19 protein-coding genes and 3 pseudogenes are annotated in these 21,363 nt (G+C 67.6%); 10 read left to right on the top strand and 12 right to left on the bottom strand.

The window, feature by feature from the left end:
* Positions 1-133: 133 nt before the first annotated feature.
* From F7R91_RS37690 to F7R91_RS37655, 8 genes are all read right to left on the bottom strand, one after another.
* The gene (locus tag F7R91_RS37690) at positions 134-1,087 is read right to left on the bottom strand and encodes a hypothetical protein (protein WP_150957789.1); all 954 of its coding nucleotides are present in this window, start codon (positions 1,085-1,087) and stop codon (positions 134-136) included.
* Positions 1,074-2,291: an MFS transporter gene (locus F7R91_RS37685; RefSeq protein ID WP_150957787.1), complete on the bottom strand. Its 1,218-nt coding sequence runs from the start codon at positions 2,289-2,291 to the stop codon at positions 1,074-1,076. Before F7R91_RS37685 ends, F7R91_RS37690 begins: the two co-directional genes overlap by 14 nt.
* Positions 2,292-2,321: 30 nt before the next feature.
* Positions 2,322-3,269: a fatty acid desaturase family protein gene (locus F7R91_RS37680; protein WP_150957785.1), complete on the bottom strand. Its 948-nt coding sequence runs from the start codon at positions 3,267-3,269 to the stop codon at positions 2,322-2,324.
* Between the two features lie 47 nt (positions 3,270-3,316).
* Positions 3,317-4,582: a lysine N(6)-hydroxylase/L-ornithine N(5)-oxygenase family protein gene (locus tag F7R91_RS37675; protein WP_191971818.1), complete on the bottom strand. Its 1,266-nt coding sequence runs from the start codon at positions 4,580-4,582 to the stop codon at positions 3,317-3,319.
* A 72-nt stretch (positions 4,583-4,654) separates the two neighbouring features.
* The gene (locus tag F7R91_RS37670) at positions 4,655-5,869 is read right to left on the bottom strand and encodes an ATP-grasp domain-containing protein (protein ID WP_150957781.1); all 1,215 of its coding nucleotides are present in this window, start codon (positions 5,867-5,869) and stop codon (positions 4,655-4,657) included.
* The gene (locus F7R91_RS37665) at positions 5,866-6,624 is read right to left on the bottom strand and encodes a hypothetical protein (RefSeq protein WP_150957779.1); all 759 of its coding nucleotides are present in this window, start codon (positions 6,622-6,624) and stop codon (positions 5,866-5,868) included. Before F7R91_RS37665 ends, F7R91_RS37670 begins: the two co-directional genes overlap by 4 nt.
* The gene (locus tag F7R91_RS37660) at positions 6,618-7,847 is read right to left on the bottom strand and encodes an argininosuccinate synthase-related protein (RefSeq protein WP_150957777.1); all 1,230 of its coding nucleotides are present in this window, start codon (positions 7,845-7,847) and stop codon (positions 6,618-6,620) included. The genes F7R91_RS37665 and F7R91_RS37660 overlap by 7 nt, the downstream gene beginning before the upstream one ends.
* Before the next feature lie 85 nt (positions 7,848-7,932).
* On the bottom strand, positions 7,933-9,204 hold the full coding sequence (locus F7R91_RS37655) for a hypothetical protein (RefSeq protein WP_150957775.1): 1,272 nt from the start codon (positions 9,202-9,204) through the stop codon (positions 7,933-7,935).
* Between the two features lie 771 nt (positions 9,205-9,975).
* Here F7R91_RS37655 and F7R91_RS37650 point away from each other — a divergent pair.
* The 5 genes from F7R91_RS37650 (at position 9,976) to F7R91_RS43945 (ending at position 14,202) form a co-directional block, all read left to right on the top strand.
* Entirely contained in the window at positions 9,976-10,593 is a 618-nt protein-coding gene (locus F7R91_RS37650; protein ID WP_150957773.1) for a dTMP kinase, read from the top strand.
* A gap of 407 nt (positions 10,594-11,000) precedes the next feature.
* Positions 11,001-11,825: a class II aldolase/adducin family protein gene (locus tag F7R91_RS37645; RefSeq protein WP_191971817.1), complete on the top strand. Its 825-nt coding sequence runs from the start codon at positions 11,001-11,003 to the stop codon at positions 11,823-11,825.
* Between the two features lie 60 nt (positions 11,826-11,885).
* Entirely contained in the window at positions 11,886-12,983 is a 1,098-nt protein-coding gene (locus tag F7R91_RS37640) for a histidinol-phosphate transaminase (protein ID WP_150957770.1), read from the top strand.
* Positions 12,983-13,783 carry a nucleotidyltransferase domain-containing protein gene (locus F7R91_RS37635; RefSeq protein ID WP_150957768.1) on the top strand — a complete coding sequence of 267 codons (801 nt, stop codon included), beginning with the start codon at positions 12,983-12,985 and terminating at the stop codon, positions 13,781-13,783. The genes F7R91_RS37640 and F7R91_RS37635 overlap by 1 nt, the downstream gene beginning before the upstream one ends.
* A 290-nt stretch (positions 13,784-14,073) precedes the next feature.
* A complete protein-coding gene (locus F7R91_RS43945) occupies positions 14,074-14,202 on the top strand; it encodes a hypothetical protein (protein WP_269144814.1) in 129 nt (42 codons plus the stop codon).
* 264 nt (positions 14,203-14,466) lie between these two features.
* Here F7R91_RS43945 and F7R91_RS37625 read toward each other — a convergent pair whose 3' ends face one another.
* Positions 14,467-15,111 (bottom strand): MBL fold metallo-hydrolase, encoded by a 645-nt coding sequence (locus F7R91_RS37625; RefSeq protein WP_150957766.1) that lies wholly within the window; start codon positions 15,109-15,111, stop codon positions 14,467-14,469.
* A 55-nt stretch (positions 15,112-15,166) separates the two neighbouring features.
* Between F7R91_RS37625 and F7R91_RS37620 the strand changes: the two genes are divergently transcribed.
* Positions 15,167-15,730 (top strand): hypothetical protein, encoded by a 564-nt coding sequence (locus tag F7R91_RS37620; protein ID WP_150957764.1) that lies wholly within the window; start codon positions 15,167-15,169, stop codon positions 15,728-15,730.
* Positions 15,731-15,904: 174 nt separating this feature from the next.
* On the opposite strand, the gene F7R91_RS37615 is transcribed toward F7R91_RS37620, so the two are convergent.
* From F7R91_RS37615 to F7R91_RS37610, 3 genes and pseudogenes are all read right to left on the bottom strand, one after another.
* Positions 15,905-16,381, bottom strand: a complete 477-nt coding sequence (locus F7R91_RS37615) for a hypothetical protein (RefSeq protein ID WP_331000704.1) — start codon at positions 16,379-16,381, stop codon at positions 15,905-15,907.
* A 2-nt stretch (positions 16,382-16,383) separates the two neighbouring features.
* Positions 16,384-16,692 (bottom strand): hypothetical protein, encoded by a 309-nt coding sequence (locus F7R91_RS42350; RefSeq protein ID WP_191971821.1) that lies wholly within the window; start codon positions 16,690-16,692, stop codon positions 16,384-16,386.
* A gap of 424 nt (positions 16,693-17,116) precedes the next feature.
* Positions 17,117-18,570: pseudogene (locus F7R91_RS37610) on the bottom strand (DNRLRE domain-containing protein); the annotation flags it as partial.
* A 414-nt stretch (positions 18,571-18,984) separates the two neighbouring features.
* On the opposite strand from F7R91_RS37610, the pseudogene F7R91_RS44550 reads away from it, so the two are divergent.
* The 4 genes and pseudogenes from F7R91_RS44550 to F7R91_RS37590 form a co-directional block, all read left to right on the top strand.
* Positions 18,985-19,249: pseudogene (locus F7R91_RS44550) on the top strand (helix-turn-helix domain-containing protein); the annotation flags it as partial.
* A 184-nt stretch (positions 19,250-19,433) separates the two neighbouring features.
* The gene (locus F7R91_RS37600) at positions 19,434-20,438 is read left to right on the top strand and encodes a hypothetical protein (protein ID WP_150957762.1); all 1,005 of its coding nucleotides are present in this window, start codon (positions 19,434-19,436) and stop codon (positions 20,436-20,438) included.
* Between the two features lie 116 nt (positions 20,439-20,554).
* A pseudogene (locus F7R91_RS37595) lies at positions 20,555-20,680 on the top strand (IS630 family transposase); the annotation flags it as partial.
* A gap of 148 nt (positions 20,681-20,828) precedes the next feature.
* Positions 20,829-21,272: a hypothetical protein gene (locus tag F7R91_RS37590; RefSeq protein WP_150957760.1), complete on the top strand. Its 444-nt coding sequence runs from the start codon at positions 20,829-20,831 to the stop codon at positions 21,270-21,272.
* Positions 21,273-21,363: the final 91 nt, after the last annotated feature.

Raw genomic sequence — 21,363 nt, 5'->3', positions numbered from 1 at the left:
ATGTGCGCCAGCCTGCTGCTCGCTGACATCACTGCTTGTACCACGTTCCATCATTCGTGTCCCTTCTACAATCGGGTGCACTCGCACTGCCTCCACTGCGAATAGACACGGCGGCGGCCCGTGGACCACCCGGTTACACGACCGTCACCGACCGGGTCTCCCGGAAACCATCCGTGCGGAAGCGGCCCGTCAGCGCCTCGTCGGGTGCGGATGACAGTATGAGGAGATCGTGGCCGGGGGCCTGCGCGGACTCCGGCCAGGACAGTGGTGTGCCTCGGTGCCGTCCCCACGTCACCACGAGCGCGGGGTCGGAGAGCGAGCGCAGCGTAAGAATCCTGTCGGCGTGTTCGCCCCCCAGCTTGGGGTCGAGTGTCTGGGAGGGGACGGGGGCGAAGCCGAAGCGACTCTTGAACGTGAACAGTCCCGGCTGGACGACGTGCCCGAAGAGGGACGGGTCGTTGCCGAGAGACGCGAAAGCCAGCCCGCTTTCGCGGGCGAATCGGAACGCCTCCATGTAGGCGACCCGCATCACCCGGCTCAGGCGCGCGTCGGCGGAGGCCGCGGAGAAACGCATCTGCAGCACGGACTGCTCGGGGCGGATCCACCACAGCGAGCCGACGATCATGCGGGCGCCTTCGTACACGCAGACGCTGACGTGCTCGTGCCCCGCCGCGAGGAGACGGTCGCGCCAGCGGCGGGCGAAGTTCTTCCCGCGCGGCATCGTCTCGATCTGGCGGTCGTACAGCACCAGGAACTGGTCCACGAGCTCCGGGGTCAGTCCGACCCGGACGCTGACGTGCAGTCCTTCGTCCTGGACGAAGCGGCGGCCGAGGCGGATGTTGCGCCGCTCGGTACCGGAGAGCGCGGCCTCGAAGTCCGCCTCGGAATCCCGTACGGGAGCGCACCAGTTGATCCAGCGTGGGCGCGCCACGAACCCCAGGTCGGCCAGGGTCGCCTCGTCGAGATCGTCGGATTTGGCGAGCCTGACGATGTCGACCGGCGCGTCAGTGCCTTTCCAGGCGTGTTGCTCGGCCTCGTCACGGTTCACAGTGACGACGACGGCGTGGTCCAGCTCATCGATCTCCAAGGGAGACTCCTTCCAGGTCGTCCGCCCCCTGGGCGGCCGGTTCGCTGCTGTGGGTGTAGACGGCCCAGATCACGATCGCGGCGCCCCACAGACCCAGTCCGGGCAGCCAGTACCAGAAGCCGTCGAAACGGCTCGCCCACGCGAAGAGAAATCCGGAGAGGGGGGTGGCCCCCGTGATGAACATGCGGATCGTCGCGTTGGCCCGGCCCGCGACGTCGGCCGGGATCGTCTCCTGCCGGTAGGTGATGGAGGCCACGTTGCTCACGGCGACCGCGAAGCTCTCCACCATGAAACCGGCAAGCCGCACCGGCAGCAGCGGCGTGGCCACCAGGACCAGGCCGACGAACGCGATCAACTGGGCTGCCAGGATCCTCCGTTCGGGGCCCCATGCGGGAGCGATGGCCGGCGCCAGGCGGCTGGCGAGGGCGCCGATGAGCAGGCCCACAGCCAACACCAGCGAAATGACGGTGCTGTTCATGCCCTGGTCCCCGAACTCGGTGATCAGGACGGGCTCCAGCTGGCCGATGGCGAGGTTCGTCATCGACATGGTCACCACGAGCCAGAGGATCTCGCGGCGGCCGAGCCAGCGGAATCCGATCGCGAGGTCCCGGCGGATGTCCATCTTCTCGCGACTGGATGCCACCCTGGGCAGCAGCAGCGCTACGCAGCCCGCGAGCAGGTACAGGACCGCGATGCACAGCGAGGCCGGTGCCGGGCCGAGGAGGTCGAAGGCGGTGCCGCCCAGGACCAGCCCGATGACCTTCGACAGCTCGATCGCCGAGTTCAGCTTGGCCACGGCCACGGGACGGGCGGGCGCGCTGATCAACTTCGGGATGAGCACGAACTGGCCGGTGATCGTGCTCGCGACACCACCGAAGCCCGAGAGCAGCACCAGCGCGGCCACCGACAGCTGGCTGGACAGCAGCGCCGCCAGCAGGACGAGACACACGGCCTGCTGCAGCTGGGCCAGTACGTAGATCGTCCGCTTGTCGAAGCGGTCGATAAGCGCTCCCAGGAAGGGCGAGCCGACGTAGGAGACACCGCGCAGCGCGAACGAAACCAGCGCCAGGGCGACGGAGTCCGACTCCGCGAGTACCGCCAGCGGAATGACGATGCCCATCTGCCAGTCCGCGACCTTCGAGAGTATCGAGGAGGTGACGAGCACGCGCAGCACGCGCGTGTCCGTGGGCAGCCCTTGGTGCATGTGAGTTTCTCCCGGGATGGCCGGCCGCTCCTACTTGACGGCGGTGTCCAGCGCGCGGCGCTGCCTGCGGTTGCGGTTCGCCTCTCTCATGATCTTCAGGTAGAAGGTTGCGTAACTGTCGTCCGTGTGCACGGCGTACTCCTTGGCCACCGGATGGCGTTCCTGGAGGCGGTTGATCGGGACCACCATCGACGCGTGGTGCTCGACGTGGAAGTTGTTGCCGTTGGTGAACCACTGGCTGAACCAACTGCCGCTGATCGTCCGGGTGTTGCGCAGCACGTCGGTGCTGTCGGTCTCGCACAGGACGTGCTCGGGGAGCTCCAGGAGGAAGTGGATCGGTATCGACAGCAGGAGCGGCAGGACCCACAGCACCAGGACGGCGTGCCCGTACCCCCCGACGGACAGAGCCGCCGCCCCGACGATGTACAGCGCGAACAGGCGGTACTCGGTGATGACCTGCCGACGGGCACGGTCGGCGATCTGTCCCATCGTGTACGTCCAGCTGCCCCGGCAGCTCTTGAGAACGTCCACCGCGACCTGGAACAGCCGCGCGGGGCTGAGCGTGCCCCGCAGCAGGGCCCCCCAGGTCAGCGGCGCACGCGTGTCGAAGCCGAAGAACTCGGAGTCGTCGGGCGTTCCCAGGTACTTGTGGTGCTGAAGGTGCTGAACCCGGTAGTGGCTGTACGCCGAGAGCAGCGGGAGTCCGAGCAGGAATCCCACGGGCCGGTGCGGCGAGCTGCTGCGGAAGGCCGAGTGGTGCAGGCACTGATGCTGCAGCTCCACCATGTGCGTGTACATCGCGGCGAGCAGGAGAACGCCGATGGATGCGCCGAGCAGGCCGGAGGTCAGGGCGAGGAACCCTCCCAGCCAGCTGAGCAGCAGGGCCACGGCCAGCTTCGCCACGAACACGAGCTCGTCGTTGCGTGAGACTCTCGTCCGCTCGAACAGCGCCTTCGCCGCAGCGTTGTCGGTACTCATGATCTCCCTCGTGGGCGCGGTCCGAAGAACCGCTCGGATGTAAGGCGCTACTGCCAGACCACCGTGGTCGCCCCGTCGGCGACGCGGTACGCCTCGCGTCCGAGCACGGAGTTGACGATGCGGGCGCTGCGCCAGGACGCGAGGCTGAGCAGCGTGTCGTTGATGCCGTGGGTGCTCTCCGCAAAGCCCTGGACGTAGATGCGGAGGTCCTGCGGTCCGTCGAACTCGAGGGAGTAGTCCGGCCGCACGCCGAACCTACCGTTCTCGATGGACAACTGGTCCTGGATCGGCTTGAGGTACTCCGGAATCGGGCTGTGGTATCCGGTGCAGAAGATCACCAGATCCACCGGGAGCCGCTCGACGTCCCCACGGTTCACGTCGTGCAGGTCGACGACGATCTCGGATCCGTTCTGCTCCAGGCCCACTGCCCGGCGGCAGGCCAGGAGCCGGTGGCGCAGCTCAGACCGCAGGACGTGGTCGAGGTGGTAGAGCCGCCGGTAGACGGAGCCCAGCAGCTCGTCGGTGATGCCGTCGCCGCCGGCGTCGTGCTGCTCCCGGATGATCTCCGCGCGGCGCGTGGCGGGAAGCCCGTTGAAGTAGCCGGCGAAGTTCGACGAGAACCACTCGTTGGTGAAGGGCGAGTCGTCCAGCGGCTGGAAGCCTATGCGGCTGGAGGTCCAGGTGAGGGACGAGGGAAGGCGGTTCTCGTCGGACAGGATGTGGTTGACGACCTCGGCTCCGCTCTGCCCTGCCCCGACGACGAGGACCCGGAGGCCCTTCCACTCGGGGCGGGTGACGGTCAGGTTGCTGCTGTGCACCACCCGCTCGCCCTCGAAGGGCTTCGCGAAGGCGGGCAGGCGGGGCTCGGACCCCGATCCGAGGACGAGATTGCGGGCCGTGCTGGTGTCACCGCCCTCGGAGGTGACCTGGAAGCCGTCCTCGGCCAGGGACACGGACTCGACGCGCCTGCCCCATCGCAGCGACGGAAGCTGCGCGGCCGCCCACTGGTAGTACTGCTCGAACTCGCGCCGGGAACAGCTCAGTCCGTTCGCCTCTAGGAACCTGAATGCCCGGCCCGATTCGACGAGGAAATTCAGGAAGGAGAACTTGCTCCGCGGGTCGACGAGCGTGACGAGGTCCCTGAAGTACGTCACCGTCAGCTGGGAGTCGGGGAGCATGAGTCCGGGGTGCCACCGGAACTCCGGTTTGGCGTCCAGGAATCGGGTGCGGATCTCGGGCAGGGGGTGGGACAGGGCCGCGAGGCTCAGGTTCGCCGGCCCTGTGCCGATGCCGATCAGGTCGAAGTCAGGCATGCCACATCTTTCGTTCATGGGTCGGGGCGCTGCTGTCGCGCCCCGCGGGGAAGGGACATACCGCGGGGGCCGTCACCGCCGGTACTCGTCCTTGACACGGGCGATCCGGTGCAGCAGCGCCTCGTCGTCGGGGGCCCTGACCACGTACGAGTCGAGGAAGTCCGTGGAGTGCCGGACGCCTCCGCGGCCGTTGCCCGCGCCGCTGTGCGTGATGTGTTCCACGACGCCCAGGGCGGCCAGCCGGTCGGCGTCGATCCCCTGCGCGTCGCCACTTCCGGGGTAGAAGGCGATGAATCCGCTCGTGCCGCCCCCGTCCACGGGCTCGGGTGCGGACCCGAGGGAGATGTCGAGCCCGGCGTCGATGCGGATCTGCGTCTCAACGATGTTGAAGCCGTACTGCGCCTGGATGACCGGGGGGATGGTGCCGCCCGGCGGGCGCCCGGCGACCTCGCAGAACACCAGCTCGTCCGCCTCCGTGTGGAACAGCTCCAGGTGGGTGGTGCCGTCCTGGATCCCCAGTGCGGCCAGCACCTCTGCGTTCAGTGCGGTGATGCGCCGGTGCAGCTCGCCCTCGCCCACGAGGACGGTGCCGAAGATGGAGCCCGGACTGTAACTCGCGGGGTCGGCCAGGTACTTGCCGACGCTGCGGAAGACGATGCGCCCGTCGAGCACGACGGAGTCGCAGTGGTAGATCTGGCCCCTGACGAACTCTTCGACCTCGTAGTGCGAGCCGGAGAGGTCCAGGCCGCCGACGATGCGCCGCGCCTCCTCCAGTGACTCGACGATGTAGAGATCCTTCGCGGCGAGGCCCCAGCGGCTCTTGATGACCTTGCGGCCGGTGCTCCAGTCCACTCTCTCTAGGTCCTCGACGCTGTCGAGGGCGGCGAAGTCGGGAACCGCCGCGGCGCCCGCCGACCGTACGGTCTCCTTCATCCGCACCTTGTCGCGGAAGCGGGTCGCCGTCTCGAGATCCATCCCGGCGAGGCCGAACTTCGAGCGCATCTCCGCCGCGAGGAGCACCGCCCGCTCGTGCACGGCGATGACCCGGCTGATGGGGTGGTTGCGCAGCGTCCACTCGCAGATCTCGCGCCAGCGGTCCTCCTCGTCGGCGTCGCACAGCGCGACGTGGTCGAGGGGGTGGTCGGCGAATCCGCTGACTCCGCCGTGGACCCGCTGGCGGGCCACCATGTGGATCCCGATCTCCGAGCTCGGCAGGATGTGGGTACCGCCGCGGTCGAAGTTCGCGTACGGATGGTTGTTGATGAACAGCGCGGTCGTCTTCGTCATCGGGTGGCCCCCTCCTGGGCGCGGGCGGGGCTCGTGGCGTCGTCGGCGATTTCGAGGGCCCGGCCCAGGGACGCGCGCACCAGGTCGAATCCCGTGAGTCGCCGGACCAGCTCGGCCTCCTCGTCCGTGCCCGCGGTCGGGGCAGCCCCGAGGACGCGCACCTCGCCGTCCCGGCTCCGCAGCCGGATGCGGGCGGGTCCGTTCTCCAGGCCCGCGGCGTCGAGGAACCCGGTCAGGGCAGCCTCGACGGCGTCGTACTCGCCGGAGGTCAACCGCCGCTCCGGAACGACGTGCTCGAGCAGCGTCGGCTGTGTTCCCTCGTCCAGGAGCGCCACCCACCGGTGTGCTCCCGCCTCGCTGAAGGTGTACGCGGACCACTCCCCGGTGCCGTCGGCCTCACCGCTCACCGCGCCGGCCGTGAGGCGCCGCAGTACGTCGGCCTGGGTGCCAGGCGTGCCGAGCAGGGAGTTCGCGAGCGCGGCCGGCAGGACGCCGTCGTCGCTGAGGGAGACCACGGCCGTGGGAGCGAGTGGACGCAGGACCTCCAGGACGAATCCCTCGAACGTCTCCCCCGTGAAATCCACGTTGTAGTAGCCCGAGAAATCGTCGACCAGCTCGTGCACCGGGGCGCCGGGACGCTGGACGAAGACGGTGTGGCAGCCGAGGGTGTGCGCGCTGCGCGCGGTGCGCACGCTCGCGTCGATGACGACCAGGCGCTCGGAGGCGGGCTGGGTGTCGCGCTGGGGCCCTACCACTGTGTGCTCCCGTTCCCGTTGCCGTCGTTCACCGCTCCGCCCAGGTGTGAGATCTCTTCCCTGATGGCGGCCCACTCCCAGTCCTCCCTGCTGCGCACGTACTTGGGGTCGGCGGCGACGATGGAGACCGTGGAGGTCCGGCTGCCTGCCAGACGCCAGCGCACCGTGCCGGTGACCGGGGCCACGAGTGCCGTGACGAAGGCCTGGCAGGCCGCTCGCAGGCCGCCGTACCAGCGTCCTTCGAGCGCCTCGCGGACCCAGATCTGCTCGACGTGGATCTTCTCCCTGAGGGCCTCGGCCTCGAGCACCGCCGTTTCCAGGTGGCGGCGGGACGCCAGCAGTAGCCAGGCCGCCGGCATCTCCCGCACTTCGAGGACCTTGATTCCGTCCGCGAGGTGCTCCAGGCCGGTGTGGCGGCCCAGGCCGTGGGCTCCGACGGTTCGGTTGAGCAGCTCGATGATGTCCGTGAGCGGGAGTTCCCGGCCGTCGACAGCGACGGGCGTTCCGGCGTGGAAGGTCACTTCGAGGTCCTCCGCGTCGGGGGTCCCTCGCGTCGCGGTCCACCGGTAGTAGGACTCCGGCACCGCGTGGTTCTCGGGATCGTCCAGGCTCCCGGACTCGAACTCGCGGCACCACAGGTTCGAGTCGCCGCTGGCCGAGCGCTCGGCCATCTCGTCGAGGCCGATGGCCCGCAGCTCCTTGATCTTCATCTCCCGGCCCACGGGATCGAGGTCGTAGGGGGTGCCGAAGTACCCCTGGAACCCGAGCTGTTCGAGCGCGCCGTTCAGTCTGCGTAGCGTGTTCTGCGAGCGGTTGGCGGTGTGCAGGATCATCTGCGCGTCCAGTTCCCGCGCCACCTGCACGGCCGTACGGGCGATGAGCGGCCGGCTCAGGGACGAGCTGACGGGGTGGGTATCCAGGTACACGCCGTGTGCGGCGATCGCGGGCTTGACGAACTCCTCCACGAACGCGGCCCGTCCGTCGACCAGGTGGAGCCGTACTCCCAGCTGGTCGGCGATCCGCCGGATCTGCTCCGGCTGTTCGTCGCCACCGACGTCCACGCCGAGGGCGTGCACCTCGGTGGAGCCTGCCTGCACCAGGCGGTGCAGGAGGTAGGTGCTGTCCAGCCCTCCGCTGAACAGCGTCACGATGGGGCGCCTCACATCGACATCACTCCGCGTGATGTCGTGGAAGGATCGGATCCCCCTTCGACTTGTCTTCACGCCGCACGTCCTTAGGGTCCGGCCGGATTCTGAGGGATGAGGCGGTCACGGCCGCCGCGATCTGCTCCGCGGCGGCCGTTGACCGTCAGCGGTCGGCGGGCTGCGAACTGTCGCGCAGGAAGGACAACTTCGAGTAGAGGCCTCGGTTGGCCGCGATACCGAGCCCCGCCAGATGCGCCTCGACCAGACTGGTCAGGCGGCCCAGTTCGGCGTCGATCGACGTCCCGTCCATGCCGTCGTGTCGACGGGTCTCCAGGTACTCCGTCTCCACCTGCCGCATCTTGCGCCCGGAGCCGTCGCTGAGGGTGACCTCGTCCGTCTCGATGCCGAAGCAGTGCCCGGTGGTGACGGACTGGACGTTGATGTCGAACTTCGTACGCCGCAGTCCCGGCAGTCGCCTGAAGCTCAGGCCGGGGAACTCCCGGGCCAGGTAACCCTCGAAGTCGGCGCCCGGAATCTCCAGGCCGTTGCGGAAGGTCTCGATGCGGCGAAGGGAGTCCTTCGCGAACTTCTTCATCTTGAGCCGGTACGTGCCGTCCGCACGCTCCTGGAAGGCGAAGTGGCCGACCTCGTCGTCCGGCGCGAGCACCTCGAAGTTGTACTGGACGAAGTGCCAGCGGGTCAGCTCGTATCCGGGGTCTGTGACGAACCCGGGGAAGTCCCCGTTCTCGACGGCCGTCCACATGCTCTTGGTGAGGGGCCAGATGGGGGCGTCGTCGACGAGGGTGACCTTCTCCTCGATCTCGATGTCCTTTTCGTATCCCAGATAGGCGTTGCCCTCGATGCGGACGAAGTCCTCGAGTTCGGTGCGGTGCTTGAACGCCGCCGCCACGAGCTCACCGAGGCCGACGTCGGCGGCGTGGCCGAACTGGGCGACGCGGACGAACAGCGCCCCGATGGCACGGATACGGGTACACATCAGTACTTCCGTATAAGGCTGCTGCTCGCCGGCGTGCGTGCGGAGCAGCATGACGGGGCCGAGCGCCGCAAGCGCCTCGTCCGTGGAACCGGAATCCGGAGCCTGCCCCGGCGCCGCCAGGGCGGTGCGCAGGTGGTCCGTGAAGGCCTCGTCGAGCCCCGTACCGGCCCAGGTCGCCAGGGGCTCGGCCGGCAGGACGAGCGCCCTGGCCCCATCCGTGGCGTCCAGCACGGCAACCGCTCGTGCGACGGTGTCCCCCTGGCGCAGGTACTCCACGGCCCGCGTGGTGGCCCCTTCTTCGGGTACGAGCTCCGCCACGAGCACGGGCGCGTCCGCAACCGGCGCCAGCGTGTACTGGTAGGCGGCATCCGCGAGGATGAGGCGCCTGGCGACGACCGTGCCGACTCCCCCGTCGTCAACGGGCAACTGCGCTGTCAATGCAACTCCTAGAGAAGTACTCAGACGCGGAAAGGCCACCGCAAACCGACGGACCAGAAACCCATGGGGATACCCGCGCAAGTTAAAAGGCGACGGCTGGAGCCGTCCCTCGCGACGCTGCGAGAATCCGGAACAGAAGAATCCGTAACGGCTGACGGCGAAACCGAGACGTTTCACCCGGGTCACCGCCGGGATTGCCAACGAGGAAGCACGATAAGCAGACCCGACATTAGCCGTCAACACTCATACGGACCTCGGCGTCTCGCCATATCGTTCCATCGCTGGCGACTTCCAACACGCGGCGAAATCGGGCGAGTTCACCCCATAGACCTTCCGCCTACACATAGCCCGCCCTCTCCTGCCCCACGGCACGGACGCTATCGCGCACCCCTAGTTCGCGAAGCTAAAACAAGACACCGGATGCGCCCTTCATTCACGACCAGACCACGCCCGAGCAGCGGAGATCAAGAAGCCAATCCGATCGGGGCACCACTTCTCAGCCACGCCTGTCTCATCACCCGAGACGTCATCGGAAAAGCGGTTGTCAATGCGGCTGGTAAGGATCTAGGTTCACTGAGGCGTCGGCGGGGAGACGCGAGTTCAGAACCGTGGATTCACCTCACGGAAATCCGCATCCTTGGTTCTCGCCTTCCCTCACGAAAGCCGCACAGCAGGCCGGTCAATATTTTGGTGACGGAACACTTTCACTAGGCGGTACAAGTGCGCGCACAGCAAAACCCTGCGGCCCCAGGAGCCAGAACCGGGCGACTCGTGTCCGTGGTAGGCCTGGACGGAGCCGGCAAGTCGACCCAAGTGCGCATGCTCGGCGACTGGCTCCGCTCACAGGGCGTTCCGGGCCAGGCACACCGGAGCCTCACCATGGCCCCCGTACGCAAGGCACTCAACGCGATTGCCGAAGAGGAGGGGCTCACGGACCACTTGGAGCTCATCGGCGGCGAGACCATGCGCCTCGTCTCCGCCTGCTCCCAACTGGCCCGGGTCACCGCCCTCGCGGAGAACCTCACGACGTCCCCGGACGTCGTGATCGTCGACCGCTTCGTCTACTGTCAGTACGCCCTGGCCAAGGCTGAGGGGGTCGGCAGTGTCGACTTCCTGCGCAGACTCCTCGGAGGTGCGCCCAAGCCGGATCTCACGATCTTCCTGGACGTCTCCCCGGCCGAAGCGGTACGCCGCATCAACGTGCGCGGAATCGACGAGGAGGACCCGGACTTTCTCGAGACCTTCCGTGCCGCCTACCTCGACCTCCCCGAGTTCACCGATTTCGTCTCGGTCCCGGGCGACGGCGACTTCGAGACGGTACAGCTGGCCATGAGGCAGGCCCTCGTCGACGCGTTCCCCGAGATCTTCGCGAACGTCTCGACCACCTGAGCCACCCTCCCGACGGGATCGAGGCTCCGTCGAGCCGGATCGCCTCTCAACTAGCTTAGAAAAAACGGAGCTTCGATAAAGCCGACCTTTACCACGCAGGTGATGCGGTCGATGTCGGCCGCCGTTGTGGCGAGCTCCTTCCCTTGAGGCGGCGGCCCCGGAAGGGCACGCATACGAGACGGCCCACGCTTTGGTACGCCTCGTGATCCCACGGCTTCGAGCGGCGGCCGGATGGTGGCAGCGCAGGATCTCAACCCCGCCCCTCGCGGGCCGCCCACTGCTCCGGCAAGAGCTCGCCGCCTCGCGCCCACCTCATGCGTCGGTCGTCCCGCGACGATCACGCCCTGCCGCCCGGCCCCGCACGTTCCATTTCGGCAGCCCATCCAACGACGAGGGGAATGCACACCATGAAGGGCTCGATCGTCCTCGTGAACGACACTGACGATCCCGAGATCACGCGGTCGATCGCTCAGGAGCGGCAGCACCGCCTAACCCAGCTGATCGCCGCACTCCGCCTCTTCTCGCGGTGGGGCTACGACGAAGGCGAGGGCTTCGCCGGGCACTTCGCCTGCCGGGACCCGGAAGTGACGAACGCGTTCTGGGTGAACCCCGTCGGGGTCCATCTGTCGATGGTCGATGTCGACGACCTCGTCCTGCTCGACTACGACGGCAACGTGCTGGCGGGCCGCCACCCGGTCAACATAGGCGCCCTGGTGCTGCACTCCAGCGTGCATGCCGCACGACCGGACGTCGTGGCCTCAGCGCACTTCCATTCCCCGTACGGGCGCATCTGGGCAAGCACCGGCAGAATCCTCCCCGCCACCAGCCAGGACACCTGCGCCTTCTACCAGGACCAGGCGGTGGACCACTTCTTCGGCGGCCTCCCCCACACTTTCGAGGACGGCCGGGCAACCGCCGAGGCGCTCGGCGGCCTCAACACCCTGATCCTCAAGTACCACGGCCTGCTCACAGTCGGGGCCTCGGTGGAGGCGGCGGCTTGGCGCTACATCACCCTGGAAAGGGCGTGCAAGGCACAGGTGCTGTCGGCGGGGCTCGGACCGCTGGAGCCGATTCCGCACGATGTCGCCCTCAAGACACAGCGCTACGTGGCGTCCGAGGAAAGCGCGTGCGTGCAGTTCCAGCCTCTCTACGACTACATCGAGCACGTCGACGGGGCATGGACCACCGAAGCGTCCCGCATGCCCGTGGTGCCTGCGCCCACTCCGGTCTGACCCTCGCCGCCCTCAGCGACCCGCCCATCGCACCGGAGTTCACCCGTCTCAGGAGGACCGTTGAAAGCGCAGCTCACCCGGCCGGAACTGGATGCCCTGCCGTCCTACCTGCCAAGCCCCATCCCGCTCGACAGCAGCGGTGCCCCGCAGGCACCCGACGCTGCAAGACTCGCGCTCAACGAGCTTCCCTTCGGCCCACTGCCCGGTGTCCTCGAAGCCATCATCGCCGCAGCCGGCGACTCCAACCGCTATCCGGACATGGCGGCCGTGGCCCTGCGCAACGCCCTGGCCGATCGCCACGGTGTGACACCGGATCGGATCGTGACCGGCTTCGGCTCCGTCTACCTCCTCGAACTGCTGCTGAAGGCAGTATGCGAACCCGGCCAGGAGTTCGTCTTCCCCTGGCGCTCCTACGAGGCGTATCCGGTCGTCGCGGTGGGCGGCAACATACGTCCCGTACAGGTGCCCTGCGCCGCTGATTTCCGCCAGGACCTCGACGCCATGTCGGCGGCGATCACCGCCGACACCCGCGTGGCACTCATCTGCAATCCCAACAATCCCACCAGCACCGCCGTCACCCGCGCAGAGCTCACGAAGTTCATCGACTCAGTCCCGGAATCGGTCCTGGTCGTCCTGGACGAGGCATACGGCGAGTTCGTCACCGACCCCGACGTCCCGGACGGACTGGTCGAGTACGGCGACCGGCGCAACGTAGTCGTCCTCCGCACCATGTCAAAGGCTTGGGGCCTGGCCGGCCTGCGCCTGGGATGGCTGGCCGCCGCACCGGAAGTGGCCACCGCCATGCGCAAGCTCCTGGCCCCCTTCTCCACGAGCACCTTCGCCGAGGTAGCCGCGATCGCCGCGCTCGAACAGGAGAAAGAGGTACGCCGCCGCGTCGACTTCATCACCGCGGAACGCGCCCGGATGTACCCGGCGCTGAAGGCACTTGCGACCCAGGCCCCAGTGTCTCAGACGAATTTCTTCTGGCTCCCCATGGCGGATCCCGCTGCCTTTGCGGCGCACTGCGAGGCTGGCGGGGTCCTCATACGCGACTTTCCCGAAGCTGCCCGCGTCACCATAGGCACCGCAGCGGAGAACGACCGGCTTCTCGAGGTGACAGCCACAGCAGACAAGTTGCTTACAGCGAGGATTGACTAGTGTTTATTCCCCTTGATTCTGACGGCTATCTGATAAATCTTGCCGACGCCGAGAAGGTGGGTCCGCAATGGCACCCCCTCATCGAGAGTCTGGTGGATGAATGCCGGTCACGCTACCAAGATCTTGCCAGCGTTTACATCAGAGGATCAGTGGCCACCGGAACAGCCGTATGGGGACGTTCAGACCTTGATCTCATAGCCGTGACGTACCAGGAGCACGCGTTCGACAGGGTGTGGATACAGGAGGCTGCGGATCGCACGCTCAGCCGACACTCGACTGTCGTCGACATCGATCTCGCCATAACGTCCGCGACAACAATACTCACGGACCGTAAGAGCGGTTTCTTCATCAAGACGCAATCGGCTCTGGTGTACGGCGAAGACTTCGCGCCGCGGATCGCTCCCTACCGAATTGATGCGGACGCGTTCAGCCATCTATTCAATCTCGAACTCGATCTCAAAACGGTCCGTTGCGCCGTTGACGGCACCTCTGAGACGTTTGCGCGAACGCTCATTTTGCGGCTTGTGAAGCGAGTGCTGCGCGCCGCCCTAGAATTGGTTGCCGAACGGCAGCAAGCATATACGCGTGACCCGGGCATGTGCTGCGACCTCTTCGGGAAGTTTTATCCGGAAAAGGTCGCAGCCATGCGGAGCATATTGGATCTCATGTCCGAATTAACCGATCCTGATGACGCACTTGAATCAATTGAATCATTGATTCGTTGGATCGCTACTGAGAGGTCACGCCTCTACCCGCTGGAACTGCCGAAGATCGCTTTTATTGACGACCTCGGAGTCTGAGAAAACTCCCCCCAAAGTCTTCAGTGGGGTTCGGTCGCTGGTCGGCTCGGCCTTTCACCCGTAATGTCTTCGTGCCGTGTGTGGTGGGCCGTCGCGTGACGCCGCAGGCCCACCACCCTCTCCCTGGACGAGTTCGCCGTCCTCGTCCTCATCGACCTCCAGAACGGCATTCTGGGACTGCCCACTGTGCACCCCTCCAGCGACGTGCTGAGGAACGCCGTGCGGCTCGCCGACCTTCCGCGCCAAGGGCCTCCCGGTCGGACGCTTGCGGGTAGCCTGGTCGCCCGACGGTGGCGGACCTGCCGGTGAGCCGGTCCGCCGCGCCGAGCCTGACGCAGGCACCGCCGACCGAGTTTGTCGAGTTCCCGGACGACCTCGGGCCGGTCGGCGATGACGTCGTGATCACCAAGCGGCACTGAGGTGCGTTCACCGGCACCGAGCTGGATCTGTAGCTGCGCCGGCGTGGGGTCGCGCAGATCCTGCTCGGCGGTGTCGTCGTCGATCGGCGTCAAGTTGACCGCGCGCTCGGCGTTCGAGCTGAGCTACCACCTGGTGCTCGTGGGACGCAACGACCGGCACGGAGGCCTCGTCCCACGAGCACGCCTTCGGCAAGACATTCCCGCGGATCGCCGAGATCGGCACGATCGACGAGGTGCTCGAACTCCTGGGCCGGTAGGGCCTGTTCAGAGCTGCGCCGAGGTCCCCGGGGCTAGACGCAGGTGCTCCGTGCCGCCGAGCCCGCCGATCTGCCGGTCGTAAATCGGGCGGGCCAGGTCGGTCAGGAGTGCGTCGTGGATGTCGTACGCACGTCGCGGCTTGACCTCGCGTACGTAGTCGATGACCTCGGAGATCTTGTTCCATGGTGCATGGACCGGGAGCATCAGCGTCTCGACCGGGTGGTCGGGGACGGTGAGCGCGTCGCCCGGGTGGAAGACCGTGCCGGCGTCGTCGCCCTTCACGAGGTAGCCGACGTTCGTGATGCGCGGGATGTCCGGGTGGATGACGGCGTGCAGCTCGCCGTGGACCTGGACGTCGAATCCGGCCGCGGTGAACGTGTCGCCGTGGCCGACGGTGTGGACGCGGCCAGGGAACGCGGCGGTCAGGTGCTCCGCGACCGATTTCAGGGTCCAGATCTGCGCGCCGGGGTTGGCCTCCATCCCGGCACGCAGCCGTGCCTCGTCGAAGTGGTCGGGGTGCTCGTGCGTCACGAGGATCGCGTCGGCGCCGAGCGCGGCGTCCTGCTCAGAGAACCCGCCCGGATCGATGACAAGGGTTCGGCCGTCCTTCTCCAGGCGGACGCAGGCATGGGAATTCTTGGTTAGCTTCATAGGCCCATCCTGCCGTGCCCTCCGGCCAAGCCCTCCAAGCCGCGAAGGCGCACGCGTGACGGCGCCTGAGCTGCGGGCGCTGCCCGGCCCAATCAGTGCGATCCGCCTCACCTACACCTGCGAGCGGGGCTGGTGGGACACCGGCGAGGACGAGCCGGAGATCTGGCACGTCGCCGCCGACCTGTACGACTGGGAAGGGGAACGCAGCGTCGAGCACGTCGGCGACTTCGAGTTCTACCGCGCCGGCCCCTATGCCACCCGTGACCTGTTCGGCGTCCTCGACGGCGACATCAGCGTGATCGCCGAGTCGATCCTCGACCCGGCCACCGGACACATCCGCGACGACCTGGACGAGTCCGCCGAGCCGTTCGGCTCGGGCATGCTCCCGCTCAACTCCGCACAGATGGCCTGCCCGTGGCGGGGCTTCGGCGTCGGCGTGGTGCTGGCCAGGCAAGGCCATCGCCCGGGGCTGTGGGCCAGGCCGCCTGCTACCCCTCCCCACTGGACCGCACCGGCCTTAAGGACGACGCCGCCCGCGACCGCGCAGTCAGCGCCTTCCAACGCACCTGGTCCCGCCTGGGGTTCCGCCCCTTCCGCGACGACGGCGTATACGTTCTGAACCTCGGCACCACAGCCCTGAGCGAGGCCCTGCCGCAGCCCGACCGTGAGGAGTGGGAGGCGGGACTGGACCGAGGAGCATCTTGCCCCTGACGCCGGTTGGTCCGCCGGTGCGCACGGGCGGACCAACCGGTGCCGCGCCGGTCAGCTACATGAGCCGAACGGCGCTGTGCGGTCACCGGCGCTCGGAAGACGCCGCAGGTTGCCCGCCTCGGCCGCCTGGGCGGCCTGGGTGCGCAGGCGGGTGATCTCCTCGTGCTGGGCGGCCAGCCGGGAGACGGCCTGGGTTCGGAAGTCCTCCAGCTCGCGCAGGGCCGCATCTCGGGCGGCGATGCGGTCCTTGAGCTCGGCGAACCTCGGCCTTGAGGCGTTCGATCTGCGCGGCTCGAAGGTCGGGGACCTGCCCGGCGTCCTGGAGGGCTTGCAGGCGGCGTTCGAACTCCTCGGCCAAGTGCTGGTAGGGGCCCGGACGTTCGGTGCCGTCGCGGTTCTTCTTTGGGTAGAAGCCGGTGCGGGTCACTCCGGCCTCGGCGGCGAGGGTCTTGAGATCGCACTTGCCGCCGGGCGGCAGCTCGCCGCGCAGCATCCGGTCCATCGCCGGGCGGATGGCCTGCTCGTTGCGCGCGCGGGTCTCGTCGCTGATCCGCGCCATGCTCAGCTCACCTCTTCGGTCTGGGTGGCCTGGCAGATCTCGTCCACGACCCGCTGGGCCCGCTCCACCTCGGGCTCGAGTCGCTTCTTCTCGCCCTTGGGGAAGCGCGGGTTGTCCAGGAAGACCCGGCCGCTGCCGACGGCGGACTTCCATACCGGCAGGTGGCAGGGGTGGTGGGTGGCCTGCGGGCAGCGTGCGGAGTCGCACATCCCGCCCAGTGGCTTCGTCGCGTCCGGGGTGCCCGCCAGCTTCAGGCACAGGGCCTTGTGGGGGTCGCGGAACCAGCAGTAGTTCGCGGTCTGCAGATGCAAGGTGCTTGGACTGCTGCCGCAGCAGGTTCTCCAGCCGCCGTTCGGCCTCCAGTACCACCGCTGTGCCCGGCTCGTGGTCCTTGAGCTGGGCGTCGATGTGCTCGAACGCTTTGATCAGCTCGCGGGCCCCGGGGCCTGCGGGCATGCGGCCCGCGCGGTAGTCCTCGAAGGCCTCCTTCGTGAGCGTCAGGTGGTGGTTGTCCTGTTCCCGCTCCACCTCGGCCAGCAGGTTGCCCTGGGAGCCGCCGGGCCGGTTCGCGTAGCCCTCGGTGGTGACCACGGAGACGTGCTTGAGGTGGATCTTTGCGGCCAGCAGCCCGCCGGGGCGGTGGGCCAGCGACAGGGCCAGCGTCCGCCGCAGCATCCGTCCGTTCGCCGGCCCGGCCGGGATCGGCGCCAGGCCGAGCCGCTGGCCGGCGGGGCCGTAAGCGCCGCTGTAGGAGAAATACGGCGGGCCGGCCTCCTGCTTGGTGCCGGTGCGCGGCCGGTAGTTGTAGTTCACCACCAGCTTGGGCGGGTTGGAAGCGGCGTTGGCGGAGTTGACGCGCTTCCACTGGCTGACGGAGGCCGACGGGGCGCGCAGACCCATGTGGGAGCTGGTGTTCTTCGCCGAGGCCCAGGTCTGAACCAGGTTGGTAACGTCCGCGTTGATCCAGCCGTCGGCGGTGCAGGCGGAGCTGCCCTTGGTCTCGGTGGAGCTGGCGTACTGCTGGATCCAGGTCGGCTGGCTGGTCCACCGTGAGGAGGTGGACGGCGCTCCCGTCTCCCACACCGTCCAGGTGGCCGGGGCACAGTGTTGCCGGAGTGGAAGTTCCACAGGGACACCTCGGCGTCCAGGATCAGCGCGTCCTGGATCGGCGTGGTGTTCCAGGTGATGAACGACCGCGCGTAGCGGGGCGTGCCGTCGGAGTTGGTGGTGCCCGGGTTGCCCAGGTCCAGCTCGGTGTCGGTGGACCAGTCGACGGTCTCGCCCTGCTGCACGTAGGTGTCGAAGACGTTCAACAGCGACGAGGTGGACGGGTCGACCGTCACCGGGTACGTGGTGTCCTGGTCGGTGAGGAACTCCGTGTCCCGGGTGACCACCAGGTCGACGGAAGAACCTTTCTGCACTACCGTCAGGCCGACCCTGGCCCGGTTCGTGTGCTCGCCGGACCGCTTGTCGACGGTGGCGTCCCACTTCACCGGAGCGGGCATCACGGCCTGCTTCTTGTTCTTCTTGTTGGTGAACTGCACGCTACCGTCAGCCAGTTGCTTGACCTTCAGTCCCTTGGCCTTCAACGGCAGCGTGTAGGAGTAGCCGTCCGCGCCGGGGCGCTGCTTGATCTCGACGTACTGCTCGAAGCCGGTACGGGTGGCCTCGACGACCACGTCCGCGCCAGGTACGGCGTTGACGTACTCAGCCCGCGTGCTGTCCAGTTCGGGCTTCGGCAACCCGCCCTTCCACTGCAGGGTGATCTGCTGATCGCCCTCACCGAGCGTCACCAGATCGGTGGCCTTGGCCTCGCGTGCCGCCGTCAGCGACTTCGCCGGGGTACCGGCCTTACCGGCCAGCCGCAGACCCCCCGGATGCGCGACGGGCTCTACACCGGAGCCGGACTCGCGCAACTCCACATCGACGTCGACCCACTTGTCGTCCCGCTTGAAGCGAACCGGACCGGCCGCGAACTCGGTGGTGACGCTGCCGTCCTTGTTCGCCCACGTCGTCGACGTCTCGGTGCGCTCCGAGAGCGCCTCGACCCGCTCGCCGGACAGCCTGGCCGCGACACGGGCGGCAGGTATGTCGGCCGCCTCCGTCGCCGACGTCCTCTTCGGCGCATCCGCGGCCTCGGGCGGCGACGCCGCCCCCGCACTCGTCGCGTCGAGCAAGGTGATGGCCATGACCAAGGCGACGCCGCCCGCTGTCCAGCGAACGCTTCCCCCGAGCCAAGGCCGCCCGCGCCGTCGTGGCGCGGGTCTGTGAACCGTCATGATTCCTCGACCTCTCGCATTTTCAGTTGCATCACCCATGTGATGCCAATGCGAAGGTATGCGTCAGGTAAAGAACGGAAACGATGACAAGATCACAGAAGTCGGACAGGATGACGACTGTGCGATGCGGTGATCTATGTCATCCCGACGGGATAACTGGCCTAAAAGGCCGTGGGGTTCACTTCGCCGGTCACTGGACTTCAGCCACTGATGGCTGGGAATTCCCTGCAGTGGCCACTTCCGGGTTGTTCCGGGTGCAGGCGGACGCGTTCGCGTCCGTGCCGGTGTGCCGCGGCGTGGCGCACCTGGGTTTCCGTACCGTCTCGGCGTGAGCAAGTCCGGCTCGCAGCCGCTGACCTGATCGAGGCGGGCCAGTGTCCGGGAGACGGCCCGGCGGTTCAGGGTGACCCGGATGTCGGCGAATCGCTGGCGGCGGGCGTTGGCTTCGGGCGGTCGGCGGGCCCTGGCCTTCAAGGGCCCCGGTGGCGCCCAATGCAAGCTCCAAGAGAGACGACTCCGTGCTCTGGAAGCGGTGTTGGATGCTGGCCCGGCCGCCTCTGGCTGGAGTGACCAGTGCTGGACGCTGGCGCCGAGATCGTGCGCCGCCAGGCCGCGAGACCGGCAGGGCAACCCTTCAGGCGGGGTGTGAGTCTTCTGATCGATCACGTTGTGATCGGAGCCACGAGGAGACCATCATCAACGCCATACGCAAGACCCTGACCGCCACCGCCGTCGTCGGCGCCGTCCTCGCAGGCTCCGCCGCCTGTGGAACAGTGGAGCAGCTGTCCGCCGGCAGGAAGCTCGACCGGGCCTTTGAGGAGCTCGGCAAGAAGAACATGCTCTCCTTCGAGGTCGACCTGGACACCGACGTCGCGTCCCTGAAGGCGCTGGACGCCTCGTCCGACCCCGCACCCGGTGAGGAGATCCCGGACGAGGCCGCCGAGCTGCTCAGTGGCGCGAAGATCACTGTGACCGTGCAGTCGAAGAATCCGCTCGAGGAGTCCGGCGAGAAGGACCTCATCGGCACAGCCATGAAGGTCAGCACCCCGGACGGCGCCCTTGTCGAGTACCGGGTGATCGGCGACTACACCTACATCCGTGCCGACATGGACGCCATGGGCAAGACGATGGGCAGCCCGTTGCCGGACGCTGACGATCTGCCCCCGGAGGCCGGGGCGATGAAGGACGTCATCGAGGGCAAGTGGGTGAAGTTCAACACCAAGGAGATGGACAAGGCCGCCGCCGAGGGCCAGGACACCGAGGGCGGTGCCGCGCGGTCCCTCGACGCCAAGACGCAGAAGAAGCTGGTGAAGGCCCTCCGCGACGTCGTCGCGGGTGAGGTCGAGTTCGAGACTGACGGTGGCGGGGACGGCACCGAGCACGTCACCGCCACGGCCCCCTTCCGCACGCTGATCACCTCACTGCTCGGCGAGATCCGGCCACTGGTGAAGGACCTGCCGCCGGGCATGGAGCTGCCGACGGCCAAGGACCTGAAGGACGCTCCCAATGCCAAGGTGACGGCGGACTTCACCCTCAAGAACGGCGAGCTGGCCCAGGTGGACATCGATCTCGCCAAGCTGGCCGAGAACGCCAAGGTGAAGAAGCTCGGCCTGACCCTGCGGATGCGCGAGGGCACCAGGCCCACCGCTCCGGCCGGTGCCACGACGCTCGACCTGGATGACCTCATGAATGGCTTCCTCGGCGGGCCGGCGATGGGCGATGCCGAGTTCGACATGAGCGGTCTCGCTGACGAGGACGTCCCACAGGACCAGCTCTGATCGAACCGAGCACGGGGTCCCGCTGCTCCCCGAGGGGGAGACGGACAGGAGCCGTACGGGAAGGACCCCTCGCAGGCGTCGGCCTGGCAAGGGGCCTTCCCCATTCGGCAGGTGCCACCATGCGCGAGCCGATCGCCGCCCGATTAGGGCTGACCGTCTACCAGCTGCCGCCGTATGCGCCTGAGCTCAACCCCGTCGAGGGCCTCATCGTAAGGACCGGACTCGACCTCCAACCGCCGTAACCTCAGCCGTTAAAGGTCTCTAAGCAGGTCGGGCTAAGTCCGCTACGGTTCGGCAGCGCCCTGAAGGGGCGCGGGGAACTGCGCGACCAGCCACGATGGCGCCGCAGACGGCCGACGACGCATCGCGGCACTTCCAGCGGAGCGCTTAGTGGCACCTGACAAGACGGGCGGTGCGGTGGTCATGAGGCGGGCGAACCGCCTCATGACCACCGGCTGCCTGACCGTCCTGATCGCGCTGATCATCGTTCTCGGCATCGTCGTCTCCTGGCTGTGGTATTCGGTCTGGCATGCCGGGAATGTCAACAGCGAGCGCAGGGAGAAGGCGCTCGCATCGACCCTGGAACAAGCCCGTGACACGGCTGACCGCACGGCCCGCGCACTCGACACGAGCGGCGCCAGTGACGCCGACACGCTCACCAGCCTGATCTGGCAGCATTCCGAAGCCCCAGTGATCACCTACGACGCGTCCCGCCATGAGTTCACCGCCACGGTCGCGAAATCCACCCAGTACGACGTGACTCCTCTCCCGGCTGAGGCCGGGGGCTTCTCGTTACGCCGGGTTGGCGTCGCGAAGGACCAGCCCGGCCCGTAGAACGTTGAGAGCGCCTACCGTGTCAGCGTGCGCGTGGTGGCCGCACGAGATGCAGTGGAACTTTTCCTGTGTGGGCCGGTTCTCCTTCGCT

Source organism: Streptomyces luteolifulvus, from assembly GCF_008806595.1.
In the GTDB taxonomy this organism is placed as follows: Bacteria; Actinomycetota; Actinomycetes; order Streptomycetales; family Streptomycetaceae; genus Streptomyces; species Streptomyces luteolifulvus.
The sequence above is the reverse complement of the archived record's forward strand: the minus strand, read 5'-3'. Positions and strand labels throughout refer to the sequence as shown.

What these genes read in the sequence shown, in the direction of transcription:
- F7R91_RS37685 (WP_150957787.1), bottom strand. Translation starts at nt 2,291, where the DNA reads ATGCACCAAGGGCTGCCCACGGACACGCGCGTGCTGCGCGTGCTCGTC.
- F7R91_RS37680 (WP_150957785.1), bottom strand. Translation starts at nt 3,269, where the DNA reads ATGAGTACCGACAACGCTGCGGCGAAGGCGCTGTTCGAGCGGACGAGA.
- F7R91_RS37670 (WP_150957781.1), bottom strand. Translation starts at nt 5,869, where the DNA reads ATGACGAAGACGACCGCGCTGTTCATCAACAACCATCCGTACGCGAAC.
- F7R91_RS37645 (WP_191971817.1), top strand. Translation starts at nt 11,001, where the DNA reads ATGAAGGGCTCGATCGTCCTCGTGAACGACACTGACGATCCCGAGATC.
- F7R91_RS37625 (WP_150957766.1), bottom strand. Translation starts at nt 15,111, where the DNA reads ATGAAGCTAACCAAGAATTCCCATGCCTGCGTCCGCCTGGAGAAGGAC.
- F7R91_RS37615 (WP_331000704.1), bottom strand. Translation starts at nt 16,381, where the DNA reads ATGGCGCGGATCAGCGACGAGACCCGCGCGCGCAACGAGCAGGCCATC.
- F7R91_RS37675 (WP_191971818.1), bottom strand. Translation starts at nt 4,582, where the DNA reads ATGCCTGACTTCGACCTGATCGGCATCGGCACAGGGCCGGCGAACCTG.